The sequence below is a fragment of the Pleomorphomonas sp. PLEO genome (assembly GCF_041320595.1).
Lineage (GTDB): Bacteria > Pseudomonadota > Alphaproteobacteria > Rhizobiales > Pleomorphomonadaceae > Pleomorphomonas.
Genome location: NZ_CP166625.1, coordinates 1420961 through 1439480 on the forward strand (window position 1 = coordinate 1420961; position 18520 = coordinate 1439480).

At 63.9% G+C, this 18520-nt stretch carries 18 protein-coding genes; 10 read left to right on the plus strand and 8 right to left on the minus strand.

The annotated features are described in order from the left end of the window. Positions 1 to 6: 6 nt before the first annotated feature. Together AB6N07_RS06325 and AB6N07_RS06330 are read right to left on the minus strand one after the other, a co-directional pair. Complete coding sequence (locus AB6N07_RS06325) at positions 7 to 915, minus strand: carbohydrate ABC transporter permease (RefSeq protein WP_370676956.1); 909 nt, start codon at positions 913 to 915, stop codon at positions 7 to 9. Between the two features lie 129 nt (positions 916 to 1044). After that, positions 1045 to 2253 (minus strand): sugar ABC transporter substrate-binding protein, encoded by a 1209-nt coding sequence (locus tag AB6N07_RS06330; protein ID WP_370676957.1) that lies wholly within the window; start codon positions 2251 to 2253, stop codon positions 1045 to 1047. Between the two features lie 324 nt (positions 2254 to 2577). On the opposite strand from AB6N07_RS06330, the gene AB6N07_RS06335 reads away from it, so the two are divergent. From AB6N07_RS06335 to AB6N07_RS06345, 3 genes are all read left to right on the plus strand, one after another. After that, positions 2578 to 3600 carry a LacI family DNA-binding transcriptional regulator gene (locus AB6N07_RS06335; RefSeq protein WP_370676958.1) on the plus strand — a complete coding sequence of 341 codons (1023 nt, stop codon included), beginning with the start codon at positions 2578 to 2580 and terminating at the stop codon, positions 3598 to 3600. 137 nt (positions 3601 to 3737) lie between these two features. Beyond that, complete coding sequence (locus AB6N07_RS06340; protein WP_370676959.1) at positions 3738 to 4772, plus strand: DUF1176 domain-containing protein; 1035 nt, start codon at positions 3738 to 3740, stop codon at positions 4770 to 4772. 18 nt (positions 4773 to 4790) lie between these two features. Continuing rightward, the gene (locus AB6N07_RS06345; RefSeq protein ID WP_370676960.1) at positions 4791 to 5399 is read left to right on the plus strand and encodes a glutathione S-transferase family protein; all 609 of its coding nucleotides are present in this window, start codon (positions 4791 to 4793) and stop codon (positions 5397 to 5399) included. 16 nt (positions 5400 to 5415) lie between these two features. Here AB6N07_RS06345 and AB6N07_RS06350 read toward each other — a convergent pair whose 3' ends face one another. After that, positions 5416 to 6513: a P1 family peptidase gene (locus AB6N07_RS06350; protein ID WP_370676961.1), complete on the minus strand. Its 1098-nt coding sequence runs from the start codon at positions 6511 to 6513 to the stop codon at positions 5416 to 5418. A gap of 132 nt (positions 6514 to 6645) precedes the next feature. Here AB6N07_RS06350 and AB6N07_RS06355 point away from each other — a divergent pair, with 132 nt between their 5' ends. From AB6N07_RS06355 to AB6N07_RS06370, 4 genes are read left to right on the plus strand one after another with little or no spacing between them, the layout of a single operon-like run. Beyond that, entirely contained in the window at positions 6646 to 7770 is a 1125-nt protein-coding gene (locus AB6N07_RS06355) for an ABC transporter ATP-binding protein (RefSeq protein ID WP_370676962.1), read from the plus strand. Then, positions 7767 to 8687, plus strand: coding sequence for an ABC transporter permease (locus AB6N07_RS06360; RefSeq protein ID WP_370676963.1), 921 nt, complete (start codon positions 7767 to 7769; stop codon positions 8685 to 8687). Before AB6N07_RS06355 ends, AB6N07_RS06360 begins: the two co-directional genes overlap by 4 nt. Next, complete coding sequence (locus AB6N07_RS06365; protein ID WP_370676964.1) at positions 8684 to 9553, plus strand: ABC transporter permease; 870 nt, start codon at positions 8684 to 8686, stop codon at positions 9551 to 9553. Before AB6N07_RS06360 ends, AB6N07_RS06365 begins: the two co-directional genes overlap by 4 nt. 41 nt (positions 9554 to 9594) lie before the next feature. Continuing rightward, on the plus strand, positions 9595 to 10647 hold the full coding sequence (locus AB6N07_RS06370) for a PotD/PotF family extracellular solute-binding protein (protein ID WP_370676965.1): 1053 nt from the start codon (positions 9595 to 9597) through the stop codon (positions 10645 to 10647). Positions 10648 to 10704: 57 nt separating this feature from the next. Here AB6N07_RS06370 and AB6N07_RS06375 read toward each other — a convergent pair whose 3' ends face one another. Continuing rightward, complete coding sequence (locus tag AB6N07_RS06375) at positions 10705 to 11589, minus strand: MurR/RpiR family transcriptional regulator (RefSeq protein ID WP_370676966.1); 885 nt, start codon at positions 11587 to 11589, stop codon at positions 10705 to 10707. A 158-nt stretch (positions 11590 to 11747) separates the two neighbouring features. After that, positions 11748 to 12356, minus strand: a complete 609-nt coding sequence (locus AB6N07_RS06380; protein ID WP_370676967.1) for an outer membrane protein — start codon at positions 12354 to 12356, stop codon at positions 11748 to 11750. Between the two features lie 466 nt (positions 12357 to 12822). On the opposite strand from AB6N07_RS06380, the gene proC reads away from it, so the two are divergent. Further along, entirely contained in the window at positions 12823 to 13644 is an 822-nt protein-coding gene (proC, locus tag AB6N07_RS06385) for a pyrroline-5-carboxylate reductase (protein WP_370676968.1), read from the plus strand. A 2-nt stretch (positions 13645 to 13646) separates the two neighbouring features. Further along, a complete protein-coding gene (locus AB6N07_RS06390) occupies positions 13647 to 13988 on the plus strand; it encodes a tRNA-binding protein (RefSeq protein ID WP_370676969.1) in 342 nt (113 codons plus the stop codon). A gap of 24 nt (positions 13989 to 14012) precedes the next feature. On the opposite strand, the gene AB6N07_RS06395 is transcribed toward AB6N07_RS06390, so the two are convergent. Then, entirely contained in the window at positions 14013 to 14912 is a 900-nt protein-coding gene (locus tag AB6N07_RS06395) for a LysR substrate-binding domain-containing protein (protein ID WP_370676970.1), read from the minus strand. 340 nt (positions 14913 to 15252) lie between these two features. Between AB6N07_RS06395 and AB6N07_RS06400 the strand changes: the two genes are divergently transcribed. Further along, the gene (locus AB6N07_RS06400; RefSeq protein ID WP_370676971.1) at positions 15253 to 15489 is read left to right on the plus strand and encodes a hypothetical protein; all 237 of its coding nucleotides are present in this window, start codon (positions 15253 to 15255) and stop codon (positions 15487 to 15489) included. 126 nt (positions 15490 to 15615) lie between these two features. Here the strand turns inward: AB6N07_RS06400 and mmsB are convergent, their stop codons facing one another. After that, positions 15616 to 16812, minus strand: coding sequence for a multiple monosaccharide ABC transporter permease (mmsB, locus tag AB6N07_RS06405; protein WP_370676972.1), 1197 nt, complete (start codon positions 16810 to 16812; stop codon positions 15616 to 15618). A 127-nt stretch (positions 16813 to 16939) separates the two neighbouring features. Further along, on the minus strand, positions 16940 to 18490 hold the full coding sequence (gene mmsA / locus AB6N07_RS06410; protein ID WP_370676973.1) for a multiple monosaccharide ABC transporter ATP-binding protein: 1551 nt from the start codon (positions 18488 to 18490) through the stop codon (positions 16940 to 16942). Between the last annotated feature and the right edge of the window lie 30 nt (positions 18491 to 18520).

Below are 18520 nucleotides of genomic sequence, written 5' to 3' on the forward strand. Positions count from 1 at the left end.
CCCCGCTCAGAACGACTGTTCGCGCTGTACGGAGCGCACGTAGATGACGGCGACGACGATCACCAGGGCGATCATCATGGTCGCCACGGTGGCACCGCCGGAGATCTCGTAGGTCTGGAACGACATCTGCCAGGACCAGTATTGCGCCACGTTCGACGAGTTGGCCGGCCCGCCCTGGGTGAGCGCTGCGACGAGGTCGAACTGCTGCAGGGTGAAGATGACGCCGAGCGCCACGACGGCGCCGAGCGTCGGTCCCATCATCGGCAGGGTGATCGTCAGGAAGCGCTGGAAGACGTTGGCACCGTCCATTTCCGCCGCCTCGTAGACGTCGCCGGGGATGCCGGCGAGACCGACCGACAGCAGGATCATGTTGAAGGGAATGCCGAGCCAGATGTTGGCGATGATCACCGAGTAGAGCGCGTAGGCGGGGTCCGACAGCCAGTAGATCTGCCCGTCGATCAGCCCCAGGCTCTGAAGGGCGTAGTTGAGGACTCCGAAGTCGCCGGCAAAGATCCAGCGCCAGACGGCGCCGACCACCAGGGCGGGCAGGATCCAGCCGGCCAGAAACAGGCCGCGCACGTAGGTGGAGCCCGGAAAATCCTGCAGGAAGAACAAGGCGAGTGCGAAACCGATCGCCAATTGGAAGACAATGGACAGCGTCACGAAGATCACGGTGTTCCAGACGATCGGCGCGAACTCCGGCCGCTGGAACAGGTCGGTGTAGTTTTTGAGGCCGGCGAAGGGGCGGACGAGCGTGCCGAGCGTGAACATGTCGACTTCCTGGAACGACATGAGCACGGTGTAGAGCAGGGGAAAGGCGGCGAAGACCAGAAGGTAGAGCACGGCGGCGACGATCAGCGTGCCCTCGAAGCCCTTGCCGTCGCGCAGATATCTCGCAAAACCCGATTGAAGCATGATCCCGTCGTCCAATGCGGAAAGTATCCGTCCTGATCGTGGCGTCCGGGGCGATCGCCCCGGACGGGCATCGGCGCGTGAACGGCTGCCGGCGAAGAGGCAACCCGGCACCAATGCGTGGCGCTCAGATCACTTGATAAGGCCGTCGATGGTGCTCTGGGCGGTGTCGAGCGCCGCCTTGGCGTCGGTCTTGTGCGTCAGGGCGTCCTGGATGGCCACCTGGATGGCCTTGGAGACCTTCGGCCAGACTGGCGAGGGACCACGACCACGGGCGTATTTCATCTGCTCGGCGAACACGGCGTAGGCTTCCGGCCACTTGGGGTCCTTCGGCGTGGCGGTCTGGTCGAGCGGCAGCCAGCCGTATTCGTTCCAGTCGCGGGAGCTCTGCGAATAGATGTATTCGAGGAACTTGAAGGCTTCGTCGGGGTGGGCCGAGGTCTTGGGGACGGCATAGGCCAGTTCGCCAAGGGCCGAGGCGCGCGGCGCGCCGGCTTTTTCGACCGGCATCAGCGCGACGCGCCAGTCGAACTTCACCTCATTGGCAAAGCGCGGCAGTTCCCAGCAACCGGTGACGATCATGCCGATGTTGCCGGCGACGAACTGGCTGCCGAGATCGGGCTGGTTGAGCACCAGAACTTCCGGCGTGGCGACCTTGTCGTCGACGAGCTTCTGCCAGAACTGCAGCGCCCGCACCGAGCCATCGGTGTTGATGGCGTTGAAGTCGCCGCCGGCCGATTGCGCCCAGGGTAGGAACTGGAAGGTGGATTCCTCGGTGGCGACCGCCGAGAAACCGAAGCCATACTGGCGCTTCTTGGCGTCGGTCAGCTTGGCAGCGGCGGCCGAGATTTCGTCCCAGGTCTGCGGCGGCTTGGTCGGGTCGAGGCCGGCCGCCTTGAACAGATCGGCGTTGTAATAGAGGCCGAGCGTATTGCCACCGCGCGGGAAGCCGTAGATCTTGCCTTTCCAGGTCGATTGATTGATCGGGCCGGGGTAGAAATTCTTGGCGTCGACCACCTTCGAGGCGGCGATGCGGTCGCTGAGGTCGAGCAGCACGTCATGCGAGGCCACCGAGGCGACATCCGGATTGTCGAGCATCAGCAGGTCGGGCGCCGTATTGGTCGACACGGCCCGGATGGTGTCATTGAGAATGTTGGCGAAGTTGACCAGCTTGATGTCGAGCTTGATATCGGGGTTCTTGGCCTCGAACTCCTTGGCCATGTTTTCGGTGAAGTGAACCGGCTCGTCGAGCGCCCACACTTGCAGCGTCACCGGCGCAGCGATGACGGCGCTTGTGGCGGCTGTCGAAAAGACAAGCCCAAGCAATAGCTTCCTCATCATAGTCGTTTTCCTCCACTTGGCATGCAAAAGCCCGTTGCCGCGCCGATAAATCAGCGCGACATGCAGCGTCATCGCAAAGCGTGACGCGATTTGTATGTATAGCCTTGCGTAAAGCGTCGCAGCACTGATTACTCTCTCCGCTCAGTGCTGCTGTAAACGATTGCGAATTTACAATTCATCGAATGTCGAGTCAAATTGTTTTTGGACGTGATGCTCGGATGCTGGTATCAGGTTGTCGGGTGGAACGGAGAGGGCTTGTTCCGGCGGAGGGCTTCCGGTGAACGCCTCGGGCTTGTAGTCTTCGGGCAAAAGGGCGGGACGATCGTGGGCATCAAGGAACTGGCTGACTATCTCAATGTGTCGATCGGCACCGTGTCGCGGGCCCTCAACAACCATCCGCTGGTCAATGCCGACACGCGCCGCCGGGTGCTGGAAGCTGCCGACGAGTTGGGATATGCGCCCGATCAATCCGGCCGCAGCCTCAGGAAAGGCACCGTCAACTCGATTGCCCTGGTGCTGTCCACCGACCGGACGTCGAGCCAGGAAGCGATGATCTTCATGGAGATCAGCCGCAGCATGCAGTCGGTTTTTCGGCGGTTCGAACTCGATCTGATGATCCATCTCAACGAGCCCGGCCAGGAGCTCAACGACCGCGTCCGGCGCGTCGTCGAGCGTCGGCAGGCGGACGCCATCGTGCTGGCGGAAACGCGCGAGAACGATCCTCGTCTCGACTATCTGACCAAGCGCAAGATTCCCTTTGCCACCTGGGGCCAAAGCCGGTCGGGCGGTCTTCATCCCTGGCTCGATCTCGACTTCGACGGGGCCATGGCCGCCATCTTCGATCGGCTGACCGGGTTTGGTCATCGCCGAATCGCACTGGTGTCGAACAAGCCGGCGCTGATGTTCGACCAGCTTCTCCAGTCGGCCTATCGGCGGGAACTCGCTCAGCGGGGATTGTCGTTCAGTCTCGTTCTCGAAGCCGATGCGGACGAACGGGGCGGATACAAGGTTGTGGAACAGGTGCTGGCTTCGCCGGAGCGGCCGACGGCCATCGTGTTTCCCGACTCACGTCCGGCGGCCGGCGCCTTTCTCGCCTTCAGCGAAGCCGGCATTGTTCCGGGGCGGGATATTGCCATCGCCAGCTGTTCGGTGGACACGCCGATGGCCGGCTACATGTCGCCGGGCCTTACCTGTTTCAGTGTCGACCTGAAGCGCCTTGGCGAGCGTCTGGCCGAGGCAGTGCTGTCCGGAATGCCTCGATTTTCAGCCGAGTTTGGGGGCAAACCGATCCAGGAGATTTTCCCACTCCATCTCATCGCCAGGGAAAGCGACGCCTTCCGGCTATAGCCGGGTCAGTGGTCGGGTCGCCTTTCAGTGGCTAGACAACTGTGTCATGGTCCCCCACCTAAAGAGGAGGAGCGCCTTCCACGCCGAGCGGCGGTACCGCTCGCGGGACGATGCGAGGTGAGGCGATCGGGGGAAACATGTCGCGGCGATTGGCTTTCGGAATAGCGCTGCTGGCGGTCGCCCTCAGCACGGCGATTGATGCCTCGGCGGCCGAACCGAAGCGGTTTGGTGCCTTTTCTGTCGTTTGCGACGACAGCCTGCATTGCGCGGTCAGCATACAGGCGGCGAATCCGGACAAGGCCAGCGTCTTCGTGCTGTCGCGCTCCCCGGAGACCCGGGCACGCTGGACGGTGTTGATCTCGACGCTGGGTGTGCTTGCCGATCGCGACCGACCGGTCGCGCTGTCGGTCGACAACGGTGTCGATATCACGCTCCGGCCAGTGTCGGACTATGTGCCCTTCGTCAACCCGTCCGACTATTACATCGTGTCGCCGTCGGCGCTCGACCGGCTGATGCTGCAAGTGCAGCGCGGCCACGTGCTGCGCTTTTCCTTCATCGACCTTGCCGGCGTGGCGCATACCGACCGCTTCCCGCTGGACGGGCTGATGCCCGCTCTCAACGAGGTCGACCGCCAGCAGGGCCACATTGCCGGCGATCGCCGGGCCGGGCCGCCCATCGGTTTGCCGGAAGCGCCGGACGTTGATGTTGCCGCTCACTTGGCTGCCGCCGGCGTGCCGCCGCGTCTTCTTGAGCTGCATCTTGCTTCCACCGCCTGCGAGGCGCCGGACGCCGCCGACATCGCCGACGCCAAGCCGCTGATCGCGCCGCTCAGCGAAACGGCGACGCTCTACGCCATCCCCTGCTTCCGCAATGCGTCGGGCCTCGCTTCCCGTCTTTATCTCATCGAAAGCGGCGAGATCGGCGGCATGTCACCACTCGTCTTTGCCGGCTTCTCCGATCGGCTCGGCTGGTATGGCGTCGATGTGCTCTCGGGCGTCGCCTACGATCCGGCAAGCCGCCGCCTGGATGCGACCGGTACCGACGACCGCGGCTGTGCCTTCCGCGGCAGTTGGACCTTCACCGACACCGCCTTTCGCCTCGACCATCTGTCGGCCGCCACGGACTGCGGAGCCACCGCGACGAGTTGGAAGGACGTCTATCCGGCGCCCTGAGTTTTGTGAGTCTTTGTCATGTCCGACATGATCCTGCGCGCCAGCCTGACCTCTCCGTTCGGGCGCAAGCCGCGCCTTGCCGCCGCCGTTGCCGGCCTTTCCGATCGGGTCGAGGTGGTGATGGCCGATACCTTCGACGATAGCGACAGCCTCAGGACGCAGAATCCGCTCGGCAAGGTTCCGACGCTGGTGCTCGCCGACGGTTCGACGCTCTACGACAGCCGCGTCATCCTCGAATATTTCGATTATCTCGCCGGTGGCGATCGGATCATTCCGATCGAGCCGGCGGCGCGTTTCGCGGCGCTGAAGCTGCAGGCGCTTGGTGATGGCATTCTCGATGCCGGCGTGCTCCGTCGGCTTGAGACGCTGTTCCGCGACGAAACGCTGCGGTCGCACCGCTGGCTCGGCTATCAGAGCGGCAAGATGGCCCGCGCCCTCGATGTGCTGGAAGCCGCGCCGCCATCGGACACCGATATTCTGGTGGGCGAGATCGCCGTTGCCTGCGGTCTCGGCTTCATCGACTTCCGGCTTGGCGATGAGTGGCGCGCCGGCCGGCCGCGCCTTGCCGGCTGGTTCGAGCGTTTCGGCGAGCGTTGTCCCGGCTTTGCCGACACCGCCCCCCACTGAGCTTTTGGCGTCATCTCTAGGACTTGATCCCCATCAGCGCCGTGAGCCGATCGAGCGGCAGGGCGTCGACGTGGTAGCCGTTCTTGCCGCTCATCGGTTCGGCGGCGCACATGGCGTTGAGTATCGCTTCGTCGACGGCTTCGACCGCTGCTAGGAACAGCGGGTCGAGCAGATCGTTGGAGATCGCCTCGAAGCCGAGCCTCGCTGGTTCCGGCAGCGGGCCGGGATCGTTGGCGGTGGAGAAGGCGAGGAAGATGTCGCCGGAACTGTTGCCCGAGGGGGTGCCGGCCCGGCCGATGCCGATGGCGGCGCGGCGGGCCAGCCGCTCGATCTGGGTCGGAATGAGCGGCGCGTCGGTGGCGATGACGACGATGATCGAGCCGCGCTCGCGCTCATGAACCCGATTTTCCGACAGCGCCGCGCCGACCGGCTGGCCGCAGATCGTCAGCCAGGGGCGGAGGCCGTGGTTGGCCTGTACCAGGGCGCCCAGAGTATAGCCCTTGCCGGCCAGCTCGACCTTGCGCGAGGACGTGCCGGTGCCGCCCTTGAATTCATAGGTGATCATGCCGGTGCCGCCGCCGACCGAGCCCTCGGCGACCGGTCCGCCGGCGGCGCTGTCGATGGCGGAGAGCACGTGGCTCTCGGTGACATGCAGACCGGCGATGTCGTTGAGATAACCGTCATAGGTTTCGGCGGCCACCGGCAGCACCCAGATATCCTCGCCCACCTTGTCGGGGAAGTGCTCGATCATCCAGCGGACGGTGGCATGATGGGCGAGGCCGACGGAGAACGTGTTGGTGATGGTGATCGGCCCGGTGAACCAGCCGGCTTCCTTGATCCAGTGCACGCCGGTCATCTCGCCGTTGCCGTTCATCGAGAAGGCGCCGGCCCAGACCGGATGCAATAGGTTGGCGGCCGGGCGCGGCAGCACGGCGGTGACGCCGGTGCGAATGGAGGCGCCGTCGATGAGCGTCGTCAGCCCCACCGAGACCCCGGCAACGTCGGTGATGGCGTTGAGCGGACCGGGCGTGCCAGGCAGCGGCAGACCGAGCGCCCGAGCGCGCGGGCGGGCGGACGAAGTTTCGGTGCGAAGGGGCTTGGAATCGTCGGTCATAAGGTGTTCTGCCTAGTTGTGCGGCAAACGCGGTGCCGAGCGCCTAAATGTTATTCTTGTACCTAAGCATACTGATGTTAGAAAAATAACTCAACAACGGATGCGCTGCCAAGCGAGGAGCACCCCCTGCCGATGGCCACCCAATCCCTCAGAGCGTCAGCCCCGAAGGCCGTCGACGGTGCCTCGGTCATCGAGATCGAGCGAATTTCCAAACGCTTCCAGTCGGCCGAAGGCGCCGAGGTCACGGCGCTCGATAAGGTCAGCCTCTCCATCTCCGCCGGTCGGTTCACGACTTTGCTCGGCCCGTCGGGTTGTGGCAAGACGACGCTGCTGAGGGCGATCGCCGGCTTTGAGGATCCCGACGCGGGCCGCATCCTACTGGGCGGCGTCGACATCACGCGCATGCCGCCGTTCGAGCGGCCGGTGAACACCGTTTTCCAGCATTACGCGCTGTTTCCGCATCTGTCAGTCGAGCAGAACGTCGCCTATGGGCTCGAGGTGACGGGCGTCGCCCGCGCCACCATCCGGCCGCGCGTCGCGGCGGCGCTGGAGCTGGTCCGGCTCGGCGGTCTCGGCAACCGGCGCATCGCCCAGCTGTCGGGCGGCCAGCAGCAGCGCGTGGCGCTGGCCCGCTCGCTGGTGCTGCAGCCGGAAGTGCTGTTGCTCGACGAGCCGATGGCGGCGCTCGACCGCAACCTGCGCAAGGAGATGCAGGTCGAGCTGAAGCGCCTGCAGAACGAGGTCAAGATCGCCTTCCTGTGCGTCACCCACGACCAGGAGGAAGCGTTGTCGATGAGCGATACCGTCGTGGTGATGAATCGTGGCCGCGTCGAGCAGATCGGCAGTCCGCGCGACATCTATGAGCGGCCGCGGAGCCGGTTCGTGGCCGGTTTCGTCGGCGACGCGGCGCTGATCGACTGCACCGTCGCCGGTGTCGATACGTCGGGTGTTCTTCTCGCCCTCGCCGATGGCGCGACGATGCGGGCCGGCAAGGTGGGGCTGGTCGCCGGCACGCGGGCCACCGCCGTGTTGCGGCCGGAGCGGTTGACGATCCTTCCGGAGGCAAGCCAGGCGCGCCACGTGCTGTCCGGTCTGGTGCGCAACGCCATCTATCTTGGCGACAAGTTCCGCCTTGATGTGGAGGTCGCCGGCTGTGGCGTCGCCGTTCTCTGCAGCGGTTCGATTGAGGTTCCCGCCTCGGGGTCGACGGTGCGTCTCGCCTATGATCCCGCTGACGTGCAGGTGGTGACCGAATGAGCGCCGCCCCTCCCATCAGCCGTCTGGAGCGGCGCCGGCGGCAGGGCGGCCTTGCCCTGCTGACGCCGAGCGCCCTGTTGCTCATCTGCCTGTTCCTGGTGCCGCTCGGTCTGGTGGCGACCTATTCGATCATGACGCGCGGCACCTATGGCGGTGTCATCTGGCAGCTCGATTTCGACGCGTATGCCCGCATCTTCGGCCTGCCCAACGAAGACGAGTTGCGCGACTGGGATTTCATCTATTTCGGCGTCTTCCTGCGCACCGCCGGCATTGCCGGCACGACGGCGCTGCTGGCGCTGCTGATCGGCTATCCCGCCGCCTGGTTCATCGCCCGGGCGCCGCGCCGCCGCCGGTCGGCGCTGTTGCTGCTCGTCACGCTGCCGTTCTTCGTCAACGCGCTGGTGCGCATCTATGCCTGGATGCTGATTCTCAGGAGCGACGGCCTTGCCAACAATATTCTGATGGGGCTCGGCCTGATCAAGGAGCCGCTGACGCTGATCTACACGCCCGGCGCCATCGTGCTGTCCATGGTCTACCAGTATCTGCCGTTCATGGTGCTGCCGCTTTATGCCTCGATCGAGAAGCTCGACCCGCGTCTCATCGAAGCATCGTTCGATCTCGGCGCCGCCCGCTTCACCACCTTCCGCCGGGTGATCGCGCCGCTCACCTGGCCAGGCATCGCCGCCGGACTGGTGCTGACCTTCGTGCCGGCCTTCGGCAACTTCATCGCGCCGACGCTGATCGGCGGCTCCAAGCAACTCCAAGTCGGCACCTTGCTGGCCCAAGCCTTCCTGTCGGCGCGCGATTGGCCGTTCGGCGCGGCGGTTTCCACCGTCCTCAGCCTGATCGTGCTGGCCGCCTTGATCTTCATGGTGCGCAGCGAACGCGGCGTTGTCGGAAAGGGGGCGCGCTCATGAGTTCGTCGCGCTGGAGCCGCAACGGGCGCGGCCTGCTCGCCCTGCACGTCACGCTGTTCTTCGTCTTCCTCTACCTGCCGATCGCCATGCTGGTGGTCTATTCCTTCAACGCCAACGACGTGTCGATGATGACCTGGACCGGGTTCACCTTCGACTGGTACGTGCGCGTGTTCCAAAACCTAGGCCTCGTCTCGCCAAACGATGCCCAGATCGCCGCCGGCAACGCCCAGCTCTATTCCGATCCCAATCTGGCGCCGGCCGTCGTCAACAGCCTGATCGTCGGCTTCTCCTCCAGTTCGCTTGCCACCGTCATCGGCACCCTGACGGCCATCGGTCTCGATCGGGCGGTCTTCCCGGGCAAGCAGATCTATCGCGGCCTGGTCATGCTGCCGATCATCATCCCCGACATCGTGCTGGGCATCGCGCTTTTGGTGTTCCTGTCGTCGGTCGGCCTGCCGCTTGGGCGCGGCTCGGTGATCGCCGCCCACACGCTGTTCCTCACCTCCTACGTTACGGTGGTGGTGGGCGCTCGCCTTGCCGGCATGGATCGCAGCCTTGACGAAGCGTCCGCCGATCTCGGCGCTCGTCCCTTGGCGACCTTCCGCCGGGTGACGCTGCCGCTGCTCGCCCCATCGATCGCCGGTGGTTTCCTGTTGTCGCTGGTCATCTCCTTTGATGACCTGGTGATCGCCTTCTTCACCTCCGGCGTCGGTGCGACGACGCTGCCGATCTACCTGTTCAGCGCCATCAAGCGAAACGTCTCGCCGGAGATCAACGCCGTGTCGGTGCTGATCGTCGCCATGTCCATGCTCTGCGTTGTCGTCGCCCTCATCCTGAGGCGAGACAATCGCGGTGCCAGCCTTTGACCGCCTAAGCCTGCCTCACCATCCCCCTCAGGGAGAACTCCATGAACCGCAAAAGCTGCCTCGGAACATTGACCGCCGCCTGTCTTGCCGGCCTTGCCCTTGTCCATCCCGCCGCGGCGGCGGGCAAGCTCGCCCTCTACAACTGGTCGATCTATATCGACCCCCAGGTGATCGAGGATTTCTCCAAGGAAACCGGCATCGCCACCACGCTCGACAATTACGGCAACAACGAAGAGATGCTGGCCAAGATCCAGGCTGGCGCCACCGGCTACGACATCGTCTTCCCGTCCGTGCACATGCAGGACATCATGACGTCGCTTGATCTGCTGCAGCCAGTTGGCTTGCAGAGTCTGAAGGGCCACGAGAACATCGATCCCAAGTATTTCCGCGCCAAGACCGATCCCGATCACCAGGCCTGCATGCCTTACAATTGGGGCTCGACCGGTCTGCTGGTCAACAAGACGATGACATCAGGCCAGGACGTCGAGACCTGGAAGGTGGTGTTCGATCCGCCGGAGGCGCTGAAGGGCAAGATCGCCATGCTCGACGACGTGCGCGAGACCGTCGGCGCGGCGCTGATCTACAACGGCTTCTCGATCAACTCCACCGATCCCAAGGAACTCGCCAAGGCGCGCGACACCATCATCAAGGCCAAGCCCTATTGGGCGGCCATGCTGACCGACGGCATCGGCGACAAGGTGGTCAACGGCGACTTCGCCGTGGCGCAGTGGTGGTCAGGTTCGGCTGCCCAGACGGTCGATACCGCCAAGGACAAGGTCGACTATGTGCTGCCGCGTGAGGGCGTCAACGGCTTCCAGGAGAACATGTGCCTGTTGAAGACCGCGCCCGATGTCGCCGAAGCCAAACTGTTCTTCGAATACATGATGCGTCCGGACGTATCGGCCAAGAACACCAACTGGCTGCGCGGCGGTTCGCCCAACAAGGCGGCGCTGCCGCTGATCGACAAGGGGCTGACCTCCAACAAGGCGCTCTACCCCGACGAGGCGACGTTCAAGCTGTTCAATCTCGTCCAGGATCTCGGCGACGGCATCCGGCTGTGGGATTCGGTCTGGACCAAGGTGAAGGCCGACTGAGCTGCCTGATCGCCGTTTGAATTTGACCGCCGCTGGTTCGCAAGGGCCGGCGGCGGTTCAGCGTTTCTCGAAGTCGCCAAATACGTCCTGAAGGCGGGCGATGCGCTGGGTGCGCCGCCGCACCGCTTCGCCGCCATCGGCGATCACCGATGTCATCAGGAAGTCGAGCAGGGCGGCGAGCGACATGAAGTTGTCCCAGGTGCGCGATCGCGTCGCCGGCAGCATCAGGACGCACTGATCCTCGGCCACCCAATCGCAATATTGATCGGTGACCACCAGAAGGTCGTGGCCGGCAGCGACCGCCTCCCGCGCCAACACCCGCGATTTGCTGGCAAAGCGCCGGCAGTCGACCAGCACCAGCAGCGTGCCCTCGGGCGGATGGTCGAGCAGTTCGGCGTAGGTGCCGTTGAGGCCGTCGAGATAGCGCACGCCGTCCCGGGCGTAGGCGAGCTGTTCGGCAAAGTAGCGGGCGATGCCGCCGATGTTCTGATAGCTGGCGACGAACACTTCGCGCGCCGTGAGGAGGCGCCTGACGGCCTCCGCCCAGACCGGCTGCTTGGACAGCGCGTAGAGCCGGTGCAGCGTTTCGATCTGGTCGGTCATCACCTCGGCGAGCAGCTGGCCGTTCTGCAAGTCGCGTTGCAGCGTGTCGGGCGTGTCGCTGACCTGCCAGGCGGTGGTGGTGGCGCGCAACCTCAGTTCGGTCTTGAGACCGTCGAGACCCTGAAAGCCGAGCCGCCGCAGAAAGCGGCTGACGGTCATCGGGCTCAAGTGCAGTTGCTGGCCGATGGAGGCCGCCGTCTCGAAGGGCACATTGGCGAGATTGTCGATGAAGAAGCGGGCCAGGCGGCGCTCGGCCGGCGTGCCGGTGGCGACGGTGGCTTCCAGCTTGCGCTCCACCGTACCAAGAGGTCCATCACCGTTTGGGGAATCAGCGACCAAATCCGACGTCCTTCCAGCGACCTGCGCCGCCCATAGTCGCAAAGCGGGTTTTCCTTTGCAACAAAGGACTTGCCGCGGAGCGCCGCTAGCTCGCCGACATAAAAAAAGGCCCCGGAGCCGAAGCTGCCGGGGCCTTCAGATACCTGACCTTTTAAAGATCAGAACTTGTAGGCGACGCCGAGCTTGACGGCGTTGCCGCTGAGGTCGCCGTCACCGCCGGCCGAACCGTAGTTACGGGTGTTGGTGCCGGTGTAGAGGTACTCGGCACGGGCCGTGATGTTGGTGGTCAGAGCGGCTTCGACACCGGCGCCGACCTGATAGCCGTAGTGGGTCCGGGTGTTGTCGGAGCCGTTGTTCTTCATCTCGCCCTGGCCGACCAGGCCACCGGCCGTGCCGTAGACCAGGATGTTGTCGAAGGCGTAGCCGGCGCGGCCACGGATGGCGCCGGTCCAGGTGGCCAGCGGGTCAGCGCCGCCGTAAGCGACTTCGCCTTCACCACCGACGACGATGTTGTTCTGGATCTGGTAGTTGTAGCCGGCGAACACGCCACCCACGACAGCGTCGTGATTCTTGCTGAAGGACGAAGGCTTGTTGGCCCAGCTGTAACCAGCGTCGGCACCGACATAGGCACCTGTCCAATCGAAGGCGGTCGAAACCGGAGCGGCGTAGGGGGCCGCCGGGATCGGCTCGTTAAGGTCGGCGGCGAAAACCGGGGCCGACAGGAGAAGGGCTGTACCGGCGACGGCGCCTAGAAGCAGCTTGCTCATTCTTTCACTCCTTACACACTTGGCGCGGTGACATTGGGAGTTGCCCCGCGCACCTTGCATCTGGCCGTAAGCAATTGCTGCCCGGCTGTTCGATGAGTGGAAGATGATGTCCAATTGAGGCGGTGTCGATGCGAGAATTTGACGAAATCTGGGCAAGACGACGGCGTATTCTGGCTGATGTATTGATGCCACAGTATGGTTATTGATCTGAAACGGTGCGGCAATCGAAATTTAATACAAATGAATATTATCACAATTGCGCGATTTGGGAACACATTTGGTTAACCATAAAATCGGCGGCCAGGCACCCTGAGGGGGCGATTTTTCGAAAACGAACGAATCGATGAAGGAGCGATTCTTTCTGACGCCAGCCGCCGCTTTTCTGACCGGCCGATTTGTGGCAGACCGGAGACAACCGGATCGTGGCCCCCGTGTGCGTGTGGCCGGGCCGGACGGGGAGATCATCATGCCGTTTTCGGATATCGGATCGCTCGTGCTCGTCGGAGCCGGCAAGATGGGCGGAGCCATGCTGCATGGCTGGCTCAAGAAGGGGATGAGCCCCAAGGCCGTGGCGATCGTCGACCCGCATATCGGCTCCGAAGCCTTCTCGATGCTGATCGAATATTCGGTCACCCATTATAAGGACGCTGCCGACATCAGCGCGCCGGCCGATGTGGTGGTGCTCGCGGTCAAGCCGCAGCAGATGGGCGAGGCGCTGCCGGCGCTACGGCGCGTGGTCGGGCCGACGACCCTGGTGGTGTCGATCGCCGCCGGCACGACGCTCGCCAACCTTTCGGCGGCGCTTGGCGACGGGCCGATCATCCGCGTCATGCCCAACACGCCGGCCCAGGTGGGGCAGGGCATGTCGGTGGCCGTCGGCAACGGCGTGGTGACCGAGGCGCACCGGCGCATCGTGACCAGCTTGCTCAACGCGGTCGGCAAGTCGGCCTGGATTACTGACGAAGCGCTGATCGACGTGGTGACCGCGCTTTCGGGGGGCGGGCCGGCCTATGTTTTCCTGCTGGTCGAAGCGCTGGCCGCCGCCGGCGAAAAGGCGGGGCTGTCGCATGATCTATCCATGCTGCTCGCCCGCCAGACCATCATCGGTGGCGGTGCGCTGTTGGCTGGCGTGCCGACCGATGCAGCGACGCTCAGGAAGAACGTTACCTCGCCGGGCGGCACCACCGCCGCCGCGCTGGCGGTGCTGATGGGCGAGCAAGGCTGGCAGCCGCTCGTCGACGAGGCGATCGCCGCCGCTGCCCGCCGTTCGCGCGAGCTGGCGGGCTGAGCATGAGCGAGCAGATCGGCTACGACGACTTCCTGAAAGTCGACATCCGCGTCGGCCGCGTCATCGCGGCCGAGGTGTTCAAGGAAGCGCGGCGGCCGGCCTACAAGCTCGTCATCGACTTCGGACCGGAGATCGGCCAACGCCGGTCTTCGGCGCAGATCACCGAGAACTACAAGGTGGAAGACCTCGTCGGCCGGCTGGTGCTCGGCGTCGTCAACTTCCCGCCCAAGCAGATCGGCCCGATGCGCTCGGAGGTGTTGACGCTGGGCGTGCCCGACGCCGCCGGCCATGTCGTTCTGGTGGCGCCGGACAAGGACGCGGTGGTCGGTGGCCGACTCTACTAGGGAATTCCGCTCCGGCGGCCATCCTCACCGCGCCTCGTTCATCTCCTCGACCTGGGCGTAGAGCCATTCGACGAAGCGTGTCACCTCCGGCTTCGGCCTCAATCGGTCGCGACGGACGAGATAGAAGTTGTCGACGCCGGGGGCGACGATGCGGAAGGGCGCCACCAGGCGACCGAGGCTGAGGTCGTCGTCGATCATCGAAAGGTCGGCTATGGCAAAGCCGCGCCCCGCCTCGGCGGCGCGCAGCGCGGTGTCCATTGTGTCGAAGGTTTCGCCGTGCTCGACGTCGATCGCGTTGTCGCCGAAGGCGCGGGTGACCCAGCGCGTCCAGTCGGTCATGCCAGAACAGTGCAAGACCTGACCGCGGCGCAACTGCTCCACCGGCTCAAGATGGGCGACGGTCTGGTAATAGCTCGGTGAGCAGACCGGCGTCAGCCGCTCCATCAGGAAAGGCACCAGTTCCTCCGGCTGCCACTGCCGCGTCTCATAGAGGATGCCGACGTCGTTCTCGACGTCGCTGGGGTCCATGTTCTCCCACAGCACCGATACGCGCACCGTGAGGTCGGGATTGGCCGTCTCGAAGCTTCGAAGGCGGGGCAGTAGCCAGCGGGCGCCGAAGGTGGGCGGCGTGCGGACACGGACGACACCGGGGCGGGCCCGGATCTGCTCGACGCCGCGTCGGATTGCCTCGAAGGCCGTGCCGAGCGACAGCGCCAGCTGTTCGCCCTCCGGCGACAAGCGGACGCCACGGTGAACGCGGCGGAACAGCTCGACGCGCAGATCATCCTCCAGCGCCCTGATCTGCCGGCTGACGGCGCTCTCGGTGACGTTGAGCTCCTCGGCGGCGCGGTTGAACGCGCCGAGGCGGGCGACACTTTCGAAGGCCTTGAGGGCGTTGAGGCTGGGCAGGCGGTTGACGGCCACGTTCGGCGCTCCTGCTAAATGGGTCTGGTTGATTTTCACGCACAAAAAGGGGCTGCTGCGTCCTGCGGAAAACTGCTAGTCGACCAAGGTATCAGCGGCATACCATCATCCCGTAAACCCCGTAGTTTGCAGTCGAAAAAAGGCCGTATTGTCAGAAATATGACGCTTTCGCACGTCATTTCACTTAGACGGCGTCCGCACTCTGACCATTGCTTTAACGCCCTTGGTAAGGATTTGTTTACGGGTGAGTTTTTGGAACGTCAAGCGGGCAAAAAAGGCGTTTGAAGGGACGGGTCGGCATCGTCATATAGAAGCCAAGCGAACAGTACGGAGTTCTATCATGATCAACTCGATGTCCCTCCGTCAGTGGGCCGGCGGCACTTTTAATCCGAGCCAGCTCTATCGGCAGTGGCGCAAGCGCAGCCTTTTGAGGCACGACCTGCAGCGGCTGGTCGAGGACCCGTATCTGCTCGACGACGTCGGCTTCTGCCGCGAGACCGCCGAGCGCGAGCTCGATCGTTCGGTCTGGGAGCCGGTGGCCAATCTGCGCACGCCGCCGCATAGGCGCGCCGCCTGACAGGTCAAAATCGTAAGTCAATCTTAAGCCCCGGTGCCACCCGCGCCGGGGCTTTTCATATGAAAAAGCGGAGCCTTTCGGCTCCGCCAAGTTCGTGAGGAGGATCGGGGCTGGAGGTGTGAGGTTTTACCCCTTGTTTTTATTGTAGAGGTCGAACACCACGGCGGCGAGCAGGACGAGGCCCTTGACCATCTGCTGGAAGTCGATGCCGAGGCCCATGATCGACATGCCGTTGTTGAGCACGCCCATGATGAAGGCGCCAACCACCGCGCCGGTCACCCGGCCGACGCCGCCGGTGGTCGAGGCGCCGCCGATGTAGCAGGCGGCGATGCAGTCCATCTCGAAGCCGGTGCCGGCCTTGGGCGTCGAGGAGTTGAGGCGGGCGGCGACGATCAGGCCGGCGAAGGCCGCCATGACGCCCATGTTGATGAACGTATAGAAGGAATAGCGGTTGGTATTGATGCCGGAGAGCCGCGTCGCCTTCTCGTTGCCGCCGAGGGCGTAGATGGAGCGGCCGATGGTAGTGCGTGTCGTCAGGAAATAATAGGCGCCGACCATGGCGCCCATGATCAGCAGAATGTTGGGAATGCCCTTGAAGACCGCCAGCTGATAGCCGAACAGCAAGATGATCGCCGAGACGATCGTCGTCTGCACCAGGAAAACCGGCATCGGCGGCACTTCCTCGCCATGCGCCTCTTCGCTCTTGCGGCCGAGGAGCGACCAGCGAACAAAGGCGGCCGTCAGCAGCAGGGTGAGAATGACCGCCGTGGAGTTGACGCCGGGTATGGCGAACGGGTCGGGCAGGAAGCCGGTGGAGAGCTTGGTGAATTCGGCTGGGAAGGGACTGATGTTGATGCCGCCGAGGATCCAGAAGGTGACGCCGCGGAACACCAGCATGCCGGCCAGCGTGACGATGAAGGCGGGGATGTGGTGATAGGCCACCCAGTAGCCCTGCGCCGCGCCGATGGCACCCCCGGCGATCAGGCAGATCAGGCAGGCGACCCAGGGATTGATCTGAAGCCTGATCATCAGGATGGCGGCGAGCGCCCCGATGACGCCGACGATGGAACCGACGGAAAGGTCGATATGGCCGGCGATGATCACCAGCAGCATGCCGAGCGCCATGATCACGACGAAAGAGTTCTGCAGCACCAGGTTGGTCAGATTGACCGGCATGAACAGAACGCCGCCGGTGATCACCTGGAAGAACACCATCACCGCGATCAGCGCGATGAGCATGCCGTAATCCTTGGCGTTGCGCCGGAGCACCGACAGCATCGACCCCTCATTGCCTTCCGCCATGGGCGAATTCACGCTGGACATCAGACTCTCTCCCCTGGAGCACCCGCCGATCGGGTTGGAACAACCCGATCGAAAAGCGGCTGCTCGAACCAAATAATCCGGAGCCTTCGCTTGGCGGCCAGATGCGGTCATCTGGCCGGCGAAGGCTCTAGCGCATGATGGCGCCCATGATGTTTTCCTGGCTGGCCTCGGCAACGGGCATTTCGGCGACGATCGCGCCTTCGTTCATGACGTAGATGCGGTCGCAGGTGCCGAGCAGTTCCGGCATTTCCGAGGAGATGAAGATGACCGCCTTGCCGGCGGCAACGAGGTCGTTGACGATGGTGTAGATCTCGTATTTGGCGCCGACGTCGATGCCGCGCGTCGGCTCGTCAAGGATCAGCACGTCCGGGTTGGTGAACAGCCACTTGGCCAGGACGACCTTCTGCTGGTTGCCGCCCGACAGGTTGACGACGTCCTGATAGATGCTGGGCGTGCGGATCCTGAGCTTCTGGCGATATTCGTTGGCCGCCTTGCGCTCGACATGCTCGTTGATGACGAAGTTCTTCGAGATGCCCTTGTGGTTGGCCAGCGTGGTGTTGTGCATCACATTGTTGATCAGCACCAAGCCGAGCTGCTTGCGATCCTCAGTGACGTAGGCGAGGCCCGACTTGATCGCCCGCTCGACAGTGGAGACGTCGGCCGGCTCGCCCTTGATCAGCACCTCGCCGGAGATATTCCGGCCGTAGGCGCGGCCGAACACGCTCATGGCGAATTCGGTACGGCCGGCGCCCATCAGGCCGGCGATGCCTACCACCTCACCGCGCTTGACGTTGAGGTTGATGGCGTTGGAAATCTTCCGGTCGGCGTGAAGCGGATGGTAGGCCGTCCAGTTGCGCACCTCGAAGATGGTCTCGCCGATCTTCGGTACGCGCTTGGGGAAGCGGTCGGAGAGTTCGCGACCGACCATGCCGCGGATGATGCGCGCCTCGGAGATCTTCTCGGCGTGGCAGTCCAGCGTCTCGACCGTGGCGCCGTCGCGCAACACGGTGATCTTGTCGGCGACGCGGGAGATCTCGTTGAGCTTGTGCGAGATGATGATCGAGGTCAGCCCCTGCTTCTTGAATTCGAGAAGCAGCTCGAGCAGCGCATTGGAATCGCTCTCGTTGAGCGAGGCGGTGGGCTCGTCGAGGATGAGCAGCTTGACCTTCTTGGACAGCGCCTTGGCGATCTCCACCAGCTGCTGCTTGCCGACGCCGATGTGGGTGATCAGCGTCGAGGGGTTTTCCTTGAGGCCGACCTTGGCCAGAAGCTCCGATGTCCGGCGCGTCGCTTCGGCCCAGTCGATGACGCCGCCCTTGGCGACCTCGTTGCCCAGGAAGATGTTCTCGGCGATCGACAGCAACGGGATCAGCGCGAGTTCCTGGTGGATGATGATGATACCTTCTTCCTCGGTATCCTTGATCGAGCCGAACTTTTTGAGTTCGCCGTTGTAGTAGATCTCGCCTTCGTAGGTGCCATGGGGATAGACGCCGCTCAGCACCTTCATCAGCGTCGACTTGCCGGCGCCGTTTTCACCGCAGAGCGCGTGGATTTCGCCTTCCTCTACCGAAAAGCTGACGTCGCTCAACGCCCGGACGCCTGGAAACGTCTTGGTGATGTTGCGCATCTCGAGGATCACGTTCGGCGCGAAGCTATTCCCGGCGGCAGGGTCGGTCATGGGTTCCTCCCGAGACAGGACGCTCCCACG